The sequence below is a fragment of the Lutaonella thermophila genome, from assembly GCF_055387725.1.
The window spans coordinates 1824336-1840342 of the sequence record NZ_AP043783.1 but is presented as its reverse complement, the minus strand read 5'-3'; the positions used below and the strand labels follow the sequence as shown (position 1 = coordinate 1840342).

Genomic DNA, 16007 nt, shown 5'->3' with positions numbered 1-16007 from the left:
AACTTTTAATTAAGTTCTAATATATTATTGTTTATTACTCCGTAAACAATGCCTTTAAGTTCTTGGTTTAAGAACATAGCGTTTTTAGAGGTAGAAAACACATTACTTTCTGTGAAGACATTGGTTTTATCTGGATTAAACAATGTTAGATTAGCATTAGCTCCTACTTTTAGCTCAGGTTCTTCACCATTAAATCTATCTGCTCCTTTAGTGAGAATTTCTATTGTTTTTTCTGTACCAAATAGTTTATTTAAAGCACCAAAACAACTTTCTAACCCAACAGAGCCGTATAAGGCATAATCAAATTCTACGCGTTTATTTTCTATATCTATCGGGTTGTGATCTGATGTTACAAAATCTATTGTACCATCTTTTACGGCTTTTTGCAATGCTTTACAATCTTGCTCGGTACGTAAAGGTGGTAAAACCTTAAAGTTTGTGTTAAAACTATTCAAAGCATCGCTGGTAAAATACAAATTATGTATTGCTACACTACATGTTACATCCAGTCCTTTTTGTTTTGCTTCTTTTATAAGAGCTACACTTTTTGAAGTGCTTATTGTTGGGATATGCAGTTTACCTCCTGTATATTCTAATATTTGTAAATCTCGAGCTATTTGAAGCTCTTCAGAAATTGTTGGAATACCTTTTAATCCTAGTAGTGTAGTAACTTTATCTTCATTAACAATTCCTTTACCTGCTGTGTTTTTTTCTAACGGGAAAGAACATACCAATCCGTTAAAACTTTGTGTGTATAATAATGCTATTTTGAGCAAGTTGGCGTTCTCTATAGGTTTTTGGTAATCAGAAAAAGCTACAGCACCGGCATTTGTCATATCAAAAAGTTCGGCCAAATCTTTACCCTCACTTTTAACAGTTAGTGCTCCGGTAGGCAGCAAAGAAGTTGCAGCCCCTTTTGCTTTTTCTTTAACAAAAGTGATATCAGAACTAGTATCTATTACAGGATTAGTGTTGGCGTTTAAAACTATTTGCGTAAATCCACTTTTAGCAGCAGTTTTTAAACCATTTTTAATTGTTTCACGCTCTTCGAAACCGGGTTCTCCAAAACTTACACTAGTATCTATCCAGCCACCGGAAACGTGAAGGTTCTCTAAGGCTATTACTTTGGTATTAGTATCCGGCTCAATATTTTTAGCTATGTTTTTAATAAGACCATCTACAATCAGAATGTCTACTACTTGTTTATGAAAAGGACTGTTTTGTTGAACTACAGTAGCAGATTTTAAGAGAAGATTCATTTAAAAAATTTTAATAAAAGTACTTCTATTAATAAAAATACCAATGCAAAAATAACAAACCATTTCCAAAGCTCGTTTACACTATTTTCTTTTTTTACAGCTTCAAAAAAATCAGGGATGGTATTAAATACATTGCCGGCTTGTATTTGGCTAATGTTTGCGTATGATAACTTACTTTCATCACGAGCGTAGTTTAACGCTAAATACTGAATGTTGTTTTCGTTGTTTTTTACAGTATAAACAGCAGCATTTTCAGGGTGCTCTTCTAAAAATAAAGTAACACTATTTGCATTTATTTGCTGTTGTGGGATAAAGCTATAGCTGTCTGTTTTTAAGATGATTACATTATCTTTATTAAGTTTTACTTTAATATTGGCTTTACTATCTGCTCCCATAGTAAAGTATAGTTTATTAACCATTAAATTTAAACTGGCAATATTGTAAAATGTTGGGACTACCAGAGCCGATTGAGTAAAATTGCTATACTTATTTTGCAGCGAAGCCGTAAATAAAAAGCAATTATTTTTAACTGCTAAAAACGGGCGATTATTTTGAAAAATAAGTGGTGTAGACTCGCGGTTACTAGTAAGTGCCCAATATGATAAAACATTTGGGTATTGAAAGTTTTTAACTGTTTTCTCGAAAACACCTTTGTATAAGGGGTGATTAAAACTAATGGTAGTTATATTATTTTCTGCCTCTATTTTATTTTTCAGTAAGGGCATATTTAATTGTCTCAGTAAGGTGTTGTAAACTTTAACATCTGCCTCAGGATTTGGGATAATAACTAAATTGCATCCTTCAGAGAAAACAGTATACAATATATTAGATAAAGCTTGCGGGATGGTTTTTAATTCGTTTAAAATGATTACTTGCTGGTTTGTTAAAACGTTATAATCAACGTTGTTATAGTTATAAGAAGAGTAGTTAAACTGCTTATCTGCATAAATTTTTCTTAAAAAAGTATCGTCAGCTTCATTAATACTCAACACATTAATTTGCTCCGGAGAGTTTAATGCAAAAAACAACGAGTTATCATATTGCAGCGCATCATCTTCAATTAAAAATTTCCCTTTAATAATAGCTTTTGCAGGTATAGAAAATGTGGTTTGCCCTTTGTTGTTATTCGAGAAAGTAACAGCAGATTTTGCCATTAAAACATCACTATTATACAAAGAAACAGGAATAACTGCTGTAGTTTTTTTATTGGCAGAAACAAATAGTTGTATATGCCATGTAATTGGGTCTGTGCTATCTAATAAAATACTATCAATGCTAAAATTTATGTTTTGTTTAGGAGATAAAGCAACCCATTGTGTGTTTACCGGTAAAGAGTCTAAGGACTCTATATTATCTATTATGCTTGATTGAAAATCTGATATTACAACCAAATTGCTGTTTTCAGTATTATTTGATAATTGTTTAGCTTTTAGAGTAATTTCGTTTAATGTTAATTGCTTGTAGGTATAATTGATTTTTAAAAGTTTGTTTTTAATAGTTTCTAAATCCTGATTTACAAATTCAGAATCATTCGTAAATACAGTAACAGGTTGATTTTTAGGTAGGGTAGAAATAAGATCTTGTATGGCTCTTTCAAGCAAAACACCTCGGTCTCCTTTAGCCTGCATACTAAAAGAGTTATCTACATAAAAAATATAGTTTTTAGAGGTATTATTAGATTTTGAGCCAATATAAGGTTGTGCAAACGCTAAAATAATAGCAGCCAGCGCCAAAAGTCGTGTGCAAAGTATTAACCATTTTTTTAGTTGGTTGCTCTTTCTTGTTTGAATGCTAATACTTTGCAGTAGCTTTACATTGGTAAAAGGTGTTTTTTTAAATCTTCTAAGCTGAAAAAGATGTACAATTACAGGAATAAGTAATAGTAAAAGAGCCCAAAGAATTTGAGGATTATTAAACTGCATAAGCTGTTTTATATGCTTTAGCCAAAGATACGTGTTTTGCTTACTATTACAAGAAATTTAAGGTTTTGATAACAGCTTTTTACTATTAGTATTTAGCCGACTTACCATTAGGCAACGCATTTAAAATAAATTCTCTTAAATGATTATTGGCTGCCTCTAAATCTTCTTTTCGTAAATACATCATATGTCCGCTTCGGTATCCTTTAAAACTCAATCTATCTTTTAATTTTCCGCTAGGATCTATTTGCCACATGGTGTATTTAGCATTAAAATATGTAGTAGCACCATCATAATATCCAGACTGGAATAATACTTTTAAATAAGGGTTTTGTGCCATTGCTTGACGTAAATTATCTCTGGTATTATCATTACTGTTATCCCACGGATGCACAGGGCCAAACATGTTGTATTTTATATCTGTTTTAAAATTTAAGTGTTCTCTAATGTAATAATTAATTGCCGGGGTAAAAGAATGTAGCCACGAAGTTAACTCTGCGCTGTAATCCGGACTTGTACCGGCATCTATTCTATCAATACCTAAATATCTTGAATCTAACCTACCAATTGTATATCCTTTATCACGTAAGAGTTCTTTCCAGAAAAATCGGGTAGGAACATCTAAATTATGTTGTAAAATTACTTTTTTTGATAAGCCTGAGTAATAAGCCATTTTCTCTGCTACTGCTTCTTTTTCATCGGCAGAAATAAACCCTCCTTTTGCTAATGCAGGAATAAGCGTATTTATAGCATATTCTTCTACTTCGGGTAAAATTTCTAATAAATCTTTTTGTTGCAGGGTTGGATGCAGCGCTTTTTGATACCATGCAGCTGCCGTAAAGTAGGGTAAATTTATAGCAGACGATACCGGACCGCCAACTCTAAGTACTTTATAATCTGCCGGAGATACTAATATTACTCCATTTAAATACATCCACTGTCTGTTTTGCAACTCTAAAGCAAGCCCTGAAACCCTTGTGCCTCCATAGCTTTCGCCTATTAAAAATTTTGGAGATTGCCATCTGTTATGGCGGGTTACAAATGTGTTAAGCCAATCGGCTAAATAGGCTATATCTGCATTAATTCCAAAAAACTTACTTCTATCTACTTCTTTCCCACTTGGAGGAATAGTTCTAGAATATCCGGTATTAACAGGGTTTATATACACTATGTCTGCTACATCTAAAATAGAATACGGATTTTCTTTAACGCCATATGGTTGTACCGGATATCCTTCGTCATCAATTTTTAATATTCTTGGGCCGGTGTATGCTAAATGCATCCAAACAGAAGCAGAGCCCGGACCACCATTAAAAGACATTACCAAAGGTCGTTGAGCAGTATTATTTACATCGGTACGCTTATAGTAGGTGTAAAATAAAGAGGCAATAGGTTTGCCGTTTTCATCCCAAACGGGTTGCGTTCCTGTTGTTGCTTTATATTGAATTCTTTTACCGTTTATGGTTACTTGATGATTGCTAACCACAGTAGTATCTGCAGGCAAAACTCTTTCTTGAGCAATACTGATAGCGACAATAAAAAATGCTGCAAAAAGAGTAGAAGTTAATTTAATTTGCATATAAAATTATTTAGTGCTTTAAAAATAACGAATTGTTTTAAAACTTTTCAAAAACGCCCAATCCAAATAAGGCAAAATCGTATTTAACAGGATCTTGTGCATCTAATTTTCTTAAGTTAGCATCTAATTCTGCTACAGCTTTAGCATCGTTTTGTTTTCTGGTTAACAATCCTAATTTTCGAGCAACATTCCCCGAATGCACATCTAACGGACAAGATAGTTGGGCAGGAGAGAGGCTTTGCCATATTCCGAAATCTACTCCGGAATTATCTTTCCTAACCATCCATCTTAAAAACATATTTATTCTTTTAGCTGCAGAATTTTTACTTGGGTCTGAAAAATGTTTTTTAGATCTGGGTAAATGGTCTATCTCAAAAAAGAGTTCTTTGCATTTTGCTATTGCGTTTTGTAATGAGTTTGGCTCGGCAAATTTTGTAAAAACACGCTCCAAACCTCCATAAGTTTTATAAATATGATGCAGGCTTTTTACATACTGAACAAAATCTTGTCCGTTAAAAGTTCTATGAACAAAACTTTCTAAATCTTTTAATTGGTTTGGGGTATGATGCATTACAAACTCAAAAGGCTCTAACTGCATTAACTGCATCATTTTATGGGCGTTTTTTATTATACTTTTTCTGTTACCCCAAGCAATAGTTGCAGTTAAAAAAGCTGCAATTTCTATATCTTCCTTTTTTGTGAATTGATGCGGTACCTGAATAGGGTCTGATGCAATAAATTTTGGGTTATTATAAGCTTCTACCTTAGTGTCTAAAAACTCTTTTAACTCTATTAGCTTCAAAAAAAAATGGTATTTTGCAATTAGTAAAGCTAAGATATTAAATACTTAATTTAAACGTAACACTTATTGTAATGGCAGAGCAAAACGCATATATTTTAGGAACAGAACAAGACGAGTTACACAGATTAGGGATACAACACCAGGTTTGGTCTTCTGAAGCACATAAAGGATGGAAAGCAGCTGGCTTTACAGCCGGTCATACAATTTTAGATTTAGGTTGCGGACCGGGTTATTGTGCAAAAGAGCTGGCTTATATTGTTGGAAATACGGGAAAAGTGATAGGAGTTGATAAGTCTGAACAATACTTGAATTTTCTAAATGATATTGCAAAAAAGTATGGGTTAAATATAACAACAATTCATTCGGATATTAAAGTTTTAAAGCTTCCTGAAAATACCTTAGATGGTGTTTACTCCAGATGGGCTTTAGCGTGGGTAAATAACCCAGAAGAAGTTTTGCAAAATTTAAAAACAGCTTTAAAAAAAAGCGGAAAAATAGTTTTACACGAATATTATGATTGGTCTACACACCAAACAGAACCTAAATTACCAGCACTTACAAAAGCTATAAATGCTGCTTTAAAAAGTTTTAAAGATCAAGAAGGAGAAATAGATGTAGGTCGTTATTTGCCTAATATGCTCCACAAAATAGGTTTTAAAGTACTAAGCGTAAGGCCTATGAGCAAAATTGCCACACCAAAAACTTTTACATGGCAATGGCCGGAAACTTTTTACAGAATATATTTTAATAAACTTGCTCAAATGAATTACCTGCAACAACAAGAAGCACAGCAAGCTCTTAAAGAATTAGATATTTTAAAAGCAGATGAAAATGCTACAATTTGTTGTCCGTTAATGTTTGAGGTTATTGCCGAAAAAGTGTAATCATACAATACGGCCATCTATCATTGTTAGCTTTCTGTCTGCCATATTTGCAAGTTCTACATTGTGCGTTACTATAACAAAAGTTTGCTTAAACTCATCACGTAAACTAAAAAAGAGGTTATGTAATGTTTCTGCACTTTCAGAATCTAAGTTTCCGCTGGGTTCATCGGCTAAAACAACCGAAGGCTTATTAATTAAGGCTCTTGCAACAGCTACGCGTTGTTGTTCTCCACCGGACAATTCAGATGGTTTATGGTTGTGTCTGTGTGATAACCCCAAAAAATCTAAAAGTTGTAGGGCATTTTTTTCGGCTTCTTTTTTAGGTGTTCCTTTTATAAATGCCGGAATACAAACATTTTCTAAAGCAGTAAATTCAGGTAAAAGTTGATGAAATTGGAAAATAAAACCTATATGCTCATTTCTAAATTTAGCAAGTTGCTTGTCAGACAGTTGGGTAATATTTGTATTGTTTATTATTAATGAAGTATCGTTGTTTTTTGATGGAACATCTAACGTGCCTAGAATTTGAAGTAATGTAGTTTTTCCGGCACCAGACGGACCAACTACAGATACTATCTCACTTTTATTAATCTGTAAGCTAACACCTTTTAAAACGTGTAAATTACCGTAGTATTTATGAAGGTTATTTGCTGTAATCATACGCTTAAAATGAGCTGTGAAAGTAGCTAATTAGCATAACAATATCAAGATTTTCTTTCAAAGATGCTTTTAATTTGATTGTAATCAATAAAATACACTATCCTAACAGATAAGGTATGCTCAAAAGATTGATTAAAAAGTTCTTTAAGTGTAGAAAAATAGGTTTTGGTAGATTGAGTGTTAGAGTTAAACAATTGATTTCTGTATAAAACAGATAGTTGACTTCCGGGAGCAAATTGCCAAGAATATCGTAAATCTAAATTCCAAACACTAAAATTAATATTAGGATCTTCAACAGTATTAGTAGTATATCTGCTATCTGTTTTAAGTGTTCCGTTTTCTTGCAAAACAAATAAATCTTCTTTGTACGTTACTGTAGCCCAATAGTTTCTGAAACTTAAACTAATGGTATGAAACGGATTAAAATTATAGTTTCCTGAAAGGGTATTTTCTATAGTTTTTTGGTCTCGTTCTCCAAAAATAATATCGGTATCGTTTGTGGTTACGTAGCCTCTGTCTCCGTTTTCTTTTCTGTAATTAAAGTTGTAACTGGTTATAAACTTATTGTTAAAACGTATTCTAGGACCAATTCCAAACCAATAGTTTAAATAGTCTCTGCCTTTTTCAAATAATGTTGCACCACCAATATTAGCATCTATAGCAAAAGTTTTATCGTAATTAGTAGATACCCAGGTGTTTGCATTTACAAAATTCTCAAACACAAAAAATCTACCTTCTGTTCTGGGCTCAAAATAATCGTATTGTTTACCAATAGCTGCATTTAAATTACCTCCAAATGCATTTAATTTTTTGGTTTGTGCAAATACATTCAGTCCTATATTATTACCGGTATATGTATTTGGTTTAAAAAGCTGTCTATAGTTTGCCCAAAAGTTAATTCTAAAATTATTTAGGCGCTGTGTTGGTTCAAATATTCTATATGAAAAATTGGCTGAGAAATTATTGTAATTATTTCTAAACAAAATACCCATATCATTTATGTCATATTTTTTATCAGCCAATCGGTGTGTAAGCCCAAAACGATATTGACCGCTAATTTTTCTAAACGATAGGCGAGAACTGAAGCCATTTATAAACCCCTCTGCTTCGTTAATAGCACTTAATTTTGCTTCGCCTATTAAAGAGTATGAATTTGCTTTGTTTGCCAAATTAAAAAGTAATGCAGTTACATTAGCATCCCTAAAATTGCCATTTCGGGTAACATTTGTATTTAAAATACCAACAGATGAATTTTTGTTAAACTGTTGGTCTAACACCAAAATATTGTAGTTAGCCAGTGGCTCTGTAGTATATTTTCTGGTGGTACCACTTAGGGTGTCTTTAATGGTGGCTTGTGTTTTCTCGGTTATGGCATTAAAAACACCAATACCAAGACCTCCTTTTGTTCTGCCGGATACTTTTACTGCATTTAGCATTTTAACTTTATCCGGGTTGTCTGTAACAATCTCATTGTCTTGAAGTTGATTTTCTACCTCGCTGTAGTTAACCGGAGTGTTGCCAATTCTTCTGGAGTAAAATAAATTTCCTTTGTTAAATAAGTCTACACCTTCTTTAAAAAACTGACGCTGTTCTGAGAATTGTTGCTCAAACGGACCTAAATTTAGAATAACATCATCAAAACCTGCCTGACTAAAATCGGGAATTAGTGTTGCATCTAGCGTAAAATTTTCGCTAATACCATATTTCACATCTAATCCTACACTAAAATCTTCAGATGTTTCGCCATCAAAAGAACGCAAAACAGTACTGGTAAAAGGGTAGAAGCTTAACCTTACGGGAGGGTCTATGTTTTTAATACCTCTAAGTTCACCATGATATAAACCAATATTTCCCTTGGTTCTATCTATGGGATTCCATGAGTATTGCTCTCTTGTAGCTCTAAAATGCCTGTGAAACTGAATCCCCCAAATATGTTCTTCTTGCTTTGGAAATCTAAGAGCAGCGTAGGGTATTTTCATCTCTACCACCCAACCATCATCTACCAATTTAATTTGACTGTCCCAAACGGCATTCCAGCCAAAATCTTCCCCGTTTTCGGGGGACGCCACAGCATCTGCTTGAGTGCCGGAGCTCATTACAAAAAACTGAATATCATTTAAAGCATCGTTATTTGGATTAAAAACTACACCAAAAAAGTCTGCAACACCAAAATTATCTCTACTGGTAAACTGTCTAACTATATTATCAGGGTTGTCATATAAATATGCTGCAACGTAAATTGCTTTATCATCGTAAGCCATTTTAACAATGGTTTTTTGATGCTCTTTTTCGGGCAATCCCATTGTGGGCGTAAACTGAATGAAATCTTTTATTTCTTGTGTATTTTTCCAAACATCATCATCTAAAATACCATCAATTTTAGGAGGAGTATTTGTTTTATTAATTGTAACAGATTTTTTTTCTTGAGAATATAAGGTAATGCAGAAAGTAAAAAGTAAATAATAAACAATTAAGTAACGCTTTCGCATGACAATTGATTAGTTGAGTTTGATTTTAATTGGTTTTAAGCTACAAACCTACTTTTATATTTTGGTAGATAGTATTAAGTAAAAGTTAAAAAAGAGTACCACCTACCAATACTGTTTATACTCACAGAAATTTTATTATTTTTAAGCAATTGCCAATACCTAAAATTATGGCCCAATACAAAAACTTTGAAGAGTACCCAAGCAAAAAAACTCAACAAATCACGCAACTGTTTAAAACTATAATTAATGAGCTAGGTGAAGACACCTCTAGAGACGGCTTGCTAAAAACACCTGAAAGAGCAGCTAAAGCTATGCAGTTTTTAACACAAGGGTATAGCCAAGATGCAGAAGCTATTTTAAAAAGCGCCATGTTTAATGAGTCGTATAATGAGATGGTTATTGTAAAAAACATAGAGTTGTACTCATTGTGTGAACACCATATGCTCCCGTTTTTTGGTAAAGCTCATATTGCCTATATACCCAACGGAAAAATTGTTGGTTTAAGTAAACTACCCAAGGTTGTAGATGTTTATGCAAGAAGGTTGCAGGTACAAGAACGTTTAACAGAGCAAATTTTAGATTGTATAAACAACACGTTGCAACCACAAGGTGTTGCTGTGGTTATAGAAGCTGCACATATGTGTATGATGATGAGAGGAGTGCAAAAACAAAACTCTGTTACAACAACCTCTGGTTTTAGAGGCGCATTTGAACGAATTGAAACCAGAAATGAGTTTTTAAAGCTTATTAGCACAGATTTATCATAGTGTTTGGCATTTTATTTGTTTACTCTTAAGTATGAATAAGAAAAATAATAAGTATAAATTATTAGCCTTAAGTATTCTGCTTGATGCTATTGGGATGCTTTCATTTACAATACCGGGAATAGGAGCTTTTACAGATGTTATTTGGGCACCTTTGTCTGGTTGGATTATGACACGCCTTTACAAAGGAACACCCGGACAAGTAGCTGGAGTAGTTACATTTGTAGAGGAGCTTTTACCTGGTCTAGATGTAATACCAACATTTACATTAATGTGGTTTTACACATTTGTTTTAAACAGAAAAAAATCGTCGGTTATAGAAATTAAAGAATAAAAAAAGCGCTCTTTTTGAGCGCTTTTTTTTATTATAAATTCGTTGATAAGCCAAAAGATATGTTTCTTCCCATATTGGCTATGCCGTCTGGTTTTAAACGTGATAAATGATTTATATACGTTTTATTGGTAAGATTATTACCTGCAACAGTTAGGGTTACATCTTTACTGAATAATTTAATTGTACCTCCAATACCTGCACTTAATAAACTATACCCAGGTGTAGTGGTTTCAAACTCACTAACATTATTTTGATCAAAAACCGATTGAACACTTACAAAAGCATATCCTTGTTTAATATTCGATGTGCTGTATTCTATGCGTAACGTATTTGTAAAGCTATTAGCTGGTATTAACGGCAAATACTCATCGTTTTGTAATTTACCGGTAACGGTCTCAAAACTACTTTCTAAATGTAACCAATCTAAAGGGTGGGGATGAATATGAAGTCCTATTTCACCACCATACAAATAGACATCATCTTGAACATAATTAAACACCGGGGCTTCATTTATTTCTGTCCCTGTAGGCTCTAAATAAATATAATTTTTAACATTATTATAAAAACCATTCACGTAAAACTCTACATGTTTATTAGCAAATTCAATATTTAAATCTGCCTGAAAGTTTTGTTCTGTGTTTAAATCAGAATTACCAATTTCATACCTGTTAGTACCATGGTGCACACCATCTGAAGTTAGTTCTGATAGGTTTGGAGCTCTAAACCCTGTTGCCAAATTTAAACGAGTAACAACATTCTTGCTAATATTTGTTTTTACACCAAGGGCACCGTTAAAACTGTTATAGTTTTTACTAAAACTATTTTCAACATCAATCTGTCTATTATCAAAACGCACTCCCAATTGAAGATCTAAAGTAGAAAAATGTATGTGCGAAGTTATAAATGCTCCAAAATCATTTGTTGTAGCATCCGGGATTAAAATTTCTTCACCATAATTTGTATTGGTTTGGTTCATTCCTTGAACACCAACAATAGTTTCTGTTTTACCAATTTTAGGGAGTTTATATTTTACATCGTAGTTAAATGTTTTTAACTTCATGTGTAAAGCAGCTTCCCCTTCTTCGTGTTCCTCATGCTCTTCATCATGATGTTCATCATCATGATGCTCTTCGTCCTCGTCTTCATGCTCTTCATCTTCGTGTTCATCGTCATGGTGATCTTCATCATCGCGATCATGACCATGGTGATGTTCTTCAAACTCTTTTCTATCATTATAAACAAATCCTAAATTAACTTCTAAGCTAGAGTTGTTAAAAAAGAGCATTGTTTTAGAACTTAGCACGTGATTAGCTAAATCTTGGTACGGAGAGGTAATTTTTCTACTGGTAGTTTGATCTGCAATTTCTTCAGGTATTCCTATTTTAGATAGGTTTGTGTTATATCTAAAGTCTGTTTTAAATTTTGTGGATTGATAACCAATACCGGCTTTAAAGTCCTGCTCTTTATAACGCGTATTAGTCACTCTTTCATTGGCTGTTTTATAGTCAGAATGTTCAGAAACACTTCCTCTAAATAAAAACTTAAAAGCATCCGATGAAGATTTATATCCTGCACTAGAATTAAATCCTTGAGTGTTAGAAAAATATTTTGCACTTACATCTGCCTCATAGGTGTTCGCGTTCGCAAATTTCTCTGGAGAGAGGTATAAAACTCCTCCAAGAGCATCACTGCCGTAGAGTAATGAAGCAGGACCTTTTATAACTTCTACGCTTTCTACACCGGCGTCAGAGAGCCCTAAACCGTGTTCTTGCCCGTATTGCTGGTTTTCTAATCTAACTCCTTGTGTATAAACCAAAACTCTGTTTGCACTTAAACCTCTAATTACAGGTTTAGCAATGCCTGTTCCGGTAGTAATGGTACTGACCCCCGGTATGTTATTAATACCATCCGCAAGTGTTATACCACCCTTACTTTTAAGGCTTTCAACACTTGCGCGTTCTACTTTCATAACATTTTCTGACTGCAACTTATGAAATGGTGTAGATACTACTACCTCTTTAATTTCTATAGGAGAGGGGGTAAGTAAAATTGTTAATGTTGTATCTGTTTGAGTATTTACGGTTGTAGAATAGGTTTCGTAGCCTAAATACGAAACAATTAATTTAAAAACACCATTGGGTAAATTCTCTACTGTAAAGTTACCGTCTATATTGGTTGTAGCCCCTTTTTCTAATTCCGGAAAATATACTGTAGCACCAAATATAGGCTGATTTATTGTTGCATCTTTTACAACGCCAGATAGTGTTTGTTGGCTATAAATAATATTAAAACTTACAATGCTTATTAAAAGCATTATAACTTGAATTTTTTTCATGTTTGATAAAAATTTAGTTAGTAATTGAAGATTTTATTTAAAACGAGAATTAAGAATAGGCAGGCGGACCTCTGGGACTCTCTTTTAAATAATGTGATGAACTAACTAAATTAACAAGTAAAGGCGTTTTTAATGCAGGAGTTTGAATGATTTTAAAATCATGAGAATCAAACTCAAAAACAAACTGATTACTTGGTTTATGTTTTAATAAATCGCAAGAAACATCTTTGTTGTGTAAGTGCGTTGAACTGGCATCTATACAAACCTCATGTTCGTGTTCAGAAAAAACATGAATTCCTTCGTAAATATTAGGAAAAAGAATGCTGGCACTTAGTATAAGTGATAAACAAAAGCGGTATATGTGCTGTAACAATAAGCTCATTACTTGTTATTAAACAAGAAAGATAACCCCATTCTGGATAACATTTTCTTTTCGAAATTCCAGAAAAAAGTAAACTGACCAAATAACCACCCAAAGAAAATTAATAAAACTTGATAAATGGGAAAAATTAACAAAATTCTAACAGGCCAATAAATCCAAGGGTTCATAGTTTCTTGATACCAACCCATAATATCCATAGCCGGACCGGCAATTTTAGCAGAAACCGAACCAGTAATTCCAAATACAATAAAAATTATTATTAATTGCGTATTAGATACTATTCCCCAACGTTCTTTAAGCTTATTCATAGTGTTACTTTAGGGGTGCAAAAGTACATATTTATATTCTGGGGACAAACCCTGCTAACCGTTGATTGTATTTGCGCTGAAAATAAATAAAATAATAGTACAACTTGTAGTTTACCTCATAGCCATAATCTATTGAAGGATCATAATTTATTTGCATTTCGTAAAGATTTGGATTGTAGGTAAACGGGTTTAATACTCTTCTGTTCCATTCGGCAACATATATAGCGTTTCTATTTTCCAGAAACTCCTGACTGTAGTATCCTCTTGGCCTTGCTATACTTTCTAACCAAGCATTAAAACCGGGTTCAATAATTATAATTTCATACTCAGTTTTTTCGCTTTTAATAGCAACCGTATCGGGTTGTTTAGCATTAAATAATTCTCTTTCTTCTGGGCTTAACGCCACTTTTTGAGTACTACAAGCCAAAACAAATATAAACAACAGAACTATATGTGCTATATTTCTCATATTCATAAAGTTACAAAATGTAAAAAACACAACAATAGCTTTAACAAAAAATAAACAGGCAAAAAGCCTGTTTATATAAGAGGGTACTTTGAAACTTTAAAACTAACTCTTTCCTAAAAAACCACCCAATAAGCTTCCTAAACCTCCTTTTTTCTTATTATTACCTAGTAACATTCCAGCTACGTCATCTACAACACTGCCATCGTTATCGGCATCTAAAATAGCTTCTAGAAAAGATTGCTCTTGTTTTGCGCTATTAGTGCTAAGAAGCCCCCCAAGCATACTTTCAAGACCGCTTGGGCCACTTACTTGTTGGGTTCTAGATTTCTTTCCAAGAATACCCATTAGAATTGGAGCTGCAACTTGTAAAATTTGAGCGATTGTATCTGAATCTAAGCCAGATTGCTTGCTCAAAGCATTGGTTACATTGGTTTGTTTATTACCTAATACATGATTTAGAATTTTTGCTCCATCTTGCATAACATGATCATTTACACCTCCTGAAAATAAATCTGACAGGCCATCTAAAATACTTCCATCGTGTTTATCATTTAAAGCATTGTAAAGCCCTTGAGCTCCTTTAGATGATGTAGAGTTTCGTTTCATTGCTTGAGTGAGTACAGGCAATGCCATTAAAAGCACATCAGATGTTTGTTTTTCTGATGCTTTTGTTTGTTGCGATACCCCTTGAATAATTGCTTTACCCATATCGCCATTTAATAAATCTAAAATACCAGACATAATAATTATATTTAATAGGTAGTAAAATACATAAAAAAAACTGCAATCTTAGGACTGCAGTTTTCTTATTTAACTTTTTTCTTGTTTTTGTCTTTGAAGAGTTATTTTTTCTCGGTGAGTAACAATTGTTTTATTTGTTCTGCTAACTCTAAACCGATTCTGTCTTGGGCTTCTCGGGTAGAAGCTCCTATATGTGGAGTTAACGATACTCCTTGGTGCATTAAAACTTTGATAGCAGGTTTTGGCTCATTTTCAAACACATCTAACCCTGCAAATGCTATTTTACCATTATCTAAAGCATCTATTAAGGCAACTTCATCTACAACACCACCTCGAGCAGCATTTACAATTCCAACACCATTTTTCATTAGCGCTATTTCTGCTTTACCAATAATGTAATCTTGTTGTGCGGGTACATGAAGCGTAATAAAATCGGCTTCTTTTAAGACTTCTTCTTTAGATACTGTCTCTATTGTAAATGATATCGATCTACCATCGTAAAATGGTAAATCTATAGTAGCCTTTTCTATGTATGGGTCATAAGCCATGATCTTCATTCCAACACCAAGCGCTATTCTTGCAGTAGCTTGCCCAATTCTTCCAAGTCCAATAATACCAAGGGTTTTACCACGTAATTCTAATCCGTTAGCATATGCTTTTTTTAACTTACTAAAATTAGTATCACCTTCTAATGGCATATTTCTGTTTGCATCATACAAAAATCTTGCTCCGCCAAACAAATGTGCAAAAACTAGCTCGGCTACAGATTCTGAAGAGGCGGCAGGGGTATTTATTACATGAATTCCTCTTTTCTTTGCGTACTCAACATCGATATTGTCCATTCCTACACCACCTCTTCCAATTATTTTTAAAGAAGGACAACCATCTATAACATCTTTATTTACTTTGGTAGCAGATCTAACCAAAAGAACATCAATATTGTTGTTGTTTATAAAGTTTATAAGCTGCTCTTGAGCAACTTTTGTAGTTATTACTTCAAATCCCGCTTCTTCTAATGCTTTAACACCACTCGTAGAAATTCCGTCGTTTGCTAATACTTTCATTCTTTTAAAATTACTTTT

The 16007-nt window shown here is 33.3% G+C and carries 15 protein-coding genes; 3 read left to right on the top strand and 12 right to left on the bottom strand.

Going from position 1 to position 16007, the window contains the following annotated elements:
* Positions 1 to 5: 5 nt before the first annotated feature.
* The 4 genes from ACZ5CF_RS08630 to ACZ5CF_RS08615 form a co-directional block, all read right to left on the bottom strand.
* Positions 6 to 1259, bottom strand: a complete 1254-nt coding sequence (locus ACZ5CF_RS08630; RefSeq protein WP_464578886.1) for a dihydroorotase — start codon at positions 1257 to 1259, stop codon at positions 6 to 8.
* A complete protein-coding gene (locus ACZ5CF_RS08625) occupies positions 1256 to 3181 on the bottom strand; it encodes a BatA domain-containing protein (protein ID WP_464578885.1) in 1926 nt (641 codons plus the stop codon). Before ACZ5CF_RS08625 ends, ACZ5CF_RS08630 begins: the two co-directional genes overlap by 4 nt.
* Positions 3182 to 3266: 85 nt before the next feature.
* Complete coding sequence (locus tag ACZ5CF_RS08620; protein ID WP_464578884.1) at positions 3267 to 4757, bottom strand: S10 family peptidase; 1491 nt, start codon at positions 4755 to 4757, stop codon at positions 3267 to 3269.
* A 37-nt stretch (positions 4758 to 4794) separates the two neighbouring features.
* Entirely contained in the window at positions 4795 to 5559 is a 765-nt protein-coding gene (locus ACZ5CF_RS08615; protein ID WP_464578883.1) for a TIGR02757 family protein, read from the bottom strand.
* Between the two features lie 71 nt (positions 5560 to 5630).
* Between ACZ5CF_RS08615 and ACZ5CF_RS08610 the strand changes: the two genes are divergently transcribed.
* Positions 5631 to 6443: a methyltransferase domain-containing protein gene (locus ACZ5CF_RS08610; RefSeq protein ID WP_464578882.1), complete on the top strand. Its 813-nt coding sequence runs from the start codon at positions 5631 to 5633 to the stop codon at positions 6441 to 6443.
* On the opposite strand, the gene ACZ5CF_RS08605 is transcribed toward ACZ5CF_RS08610, so the two are convergent.
* Positions 6444 to 7103 carry an ABC transporter ATP-binding protein gene (locus ACZ5CF_RS08605; RefSeq protein ID WP_464578880.1) on the bottom strand — a complete coding sequence of 220 codons (660 nt, stop codon included), beginning with the start codon at positions 7101 to 7103 and terminating at the stop codon, positions 6444 to 6446. It abuts the gene before it with no gap.
* 44 nt (positions 7104 to 7147) lie between these two features.
* Positions 7148 to 9592, bottom strand: a complete 2445-nt coding sequence (locus tag ACZ5CF_RS08600; protein WP_464578879.1) for a DUF5916 domain-containing protein — start codon at positions 9590 to 9592, stop codon at positions 7148 to 7150.
* A 167-nt stretch (positions 9593 to 9759) separates the two neighbouring features.
* Here ACZ5CF_RS08600 and folE point away from each other — a divergent pair, with 167 nt between their 5' ends.
* Both folE and ACZ5CF_RS08590 read left to right on the top strand, forming a co-directional pair.
* Positions 9760 to 10359, top strand: coding sequence for a GTP cyclohydrolase I FolE (gene folE, locus ACZ5CF_RS08595; protein WP_464578878.1), 600 nt, complete (start codon positions 9760 to 9762; stop codon positions 10357 to 10359).
* 31 nt (positions 10360 to 10390) lie between these two features.
* Positions 10391 to 10690 carry a hypothetical protein gene (locus ACZ5CF_RS08590; protein WP_464578877.1) on the top strand — a complete coding sequence of 100 codons (300 nt, stop codon included), beginning with the start codon at positions 10391 to 10393 and terminating at the stop codon, positions 10688 to 10690.
* 31 nt (positions 10691 to 10721) lie between these two features.
* Here ACZ5CF_RS08590 and ACZ5CF_RS08585 read toward each other — a convergent pair whose 3' ends face one another.
* From ACZ5CF_RS08585 to ACZ5CF_RS08560, 6 genes are all read right to left on the bottom strand, one after another.
* Positions 10722 to 13025: a TonB-dependent receptor gene (locus ACZ5CF_RS08585; RefSeq protein ID WP_464578875.1), complete on the bottom strand. Its 2304-nt coding sequence runs from the start codon at positions 13023 to 13025 to the stop codon at positions 10722 to 10724.
* 49 nt (positions 13026 to 13074) lie between these two features.
* Positions 13075 to 13407, bottom strand: a complete 333-nt coding sequence (locus ACZ5CF_RS08580; protein ID WP_464578874.1) for a hypothetical protein — start codon at positions 13405 to 13407, stop codon at positions 13075 to 13077.
* Positions 13407 to 13715: a DUF6787 family protein gene (locus tag ACZ5CF_RS08575; RefSeq protein ID WP_464578873.1), complete on the bottom strand. Its 309-nt coding sequence runs from the start codon at positions 13713 to 13715 to the stop codon at positions 13407 to 13409. Before ACZ5CF_RS08575 ends, ACZ5CF_RS08580 begins: the two co-directional genes overlap by 1 nt.
* A gap of 31 nt (positions 13716 to 13746) precedes the next feature.
* Entirely contained in the window at positions 13747 to 14184 is a 438-nt protein-coding gene (locus tag ACZ5CF_RS08570; RefSeq protein WP_464578872.1) for a DUF6146 family protein, read from the bottom strand.
* A 102-nt stretch (positions 14185 to 14286) separates the two neighbouring features.
* The gene (locus ACZ5CF_RS08565; protein ID WP_464578871.1) at positions 14287 to 14925 is read right to left on the bottom strand and encodes a DUF937 domain-containing protein; all 639 of its coding nucleotides are present in this window, start codon (positions 14923 to 14925) and stop codon (positions 14287 to 14289) included.
* A 101-nt stretch (positions 14926 to 15026) separates the two neighbouring features.
* Positions 15027 to 15989, bottom strand: a complete 963-nt coding sequence (locus ACZ5CF_RS08560; RefSeq protein ID WP_464578870.1) for a D-2-hydroxyacid dehydrogenase — start codon at positions 15987 to 15989, stop codon at positions 15027 to 15029.
* Between the last annotated feature and the right edge of the window lie 18 nt (positions 15990 to 16007).

Bases quoted from the DNA above. Each gene is read 5' to 3' on its own strand.
- ACZ5CF_RS08565 (WP_464578871.1), bottom strand. From the start codon at position 14,925: ATGTCTGGTATTTTAGATTTATTAAATGGCGATATGGGTAAAGCAATT.
- ACZ5CF_RS08560 (WP_464578870.1), bottom strand. From the start codon at position 15,989: ATGAAAGTATTAGCAAACGACGGAATTTCTACGAGTGGTGTTAAAGCA.
- ACZ5CF_RS08590 (WP_464578877.1), top strand. From the start codon at position 10,391: ATGAATAAGAAAAATAATAAGTATAAATTATTAGCCTTAAGTATTCTG.
- ACZ5CF_RS08610 (WP_464578882.1), top strand. From the start codon at position 5,631: ATGGCAGAGCAAAACGCATATATTTTAGGAACAGAACAAGACGAGTTA.
- ACZ5CF_RS08570 (WP_464578872.1), bottom strand. From the start codon at position 14,184: ATGAGAAATATAGCACATATAGTTCTGTTGTTTATATTTGTTTTGGCT.
- ACZ5CF_RS08580 (WP_464578874.1), bottom strand. From the start codon at position 13,407: ATGAGCTTATTGTTACAGCACATATACCGCTTTTGTTTATCACTTATA.
- folE (WP_464578878.1), top strand. From the start codon at position 9,760: ATGGCCCAATACAAAAACTTTGAAGAGTACCCAAGCAAAAAAACTCAA.
- ACZ5CF_RS08600 (WP_464578879.1), bottom strand. From the start codon at position 9,592: ATGCGAAAGCGTTACTTAATTGTTTATTATTTACTTTTTACTTTCTGC.
- ACZ5CF_RS08625 (WP_464578885.1), bottom strand. From the start codon at position 3,181: ATGCAGTTTAATAATCCTCAAATTCTTTGGGCTCTTTTACTATTACTT.
- ACZ5CF_RS08630 (WP_464578886.1), bottom strand. From the start codon at position 1,259: ATGAATCTTCTCTTAAAATCTGCTACTGTAGTTCAACAAAACAGTCCT.
- ACZ5CF_RS08605 (WP_464578880.1), bottom strand. From the start codon at position 7,103: ATGATTACAGCAAATAACCTTCATAAATACTACGGTAATTTACACGTT.
- ACZ5CF_RS08585 (WP_464578875.1), bottom strand. From the start codon at position 13,025: ATGAAAAAAATTCAAGTTATAATGCTTTTAATAAGCATTGTAAGTTTT.
- ACZ5CF_RS08620 (WP_464578884.1), bottom strand. From the start codon at position 4,757: ATGCAAATTAAATTAACTTCTACTCTTTTTGCAGCATTTTTTATTGTC.
- ACZ5CF_RS08575 (WP_464578873.1), bottom strand. From the start codon at position 13,715: ATGAATAAGCTTAAAGAACGTTGGGGAATAGTATCTAATACGCAATTA.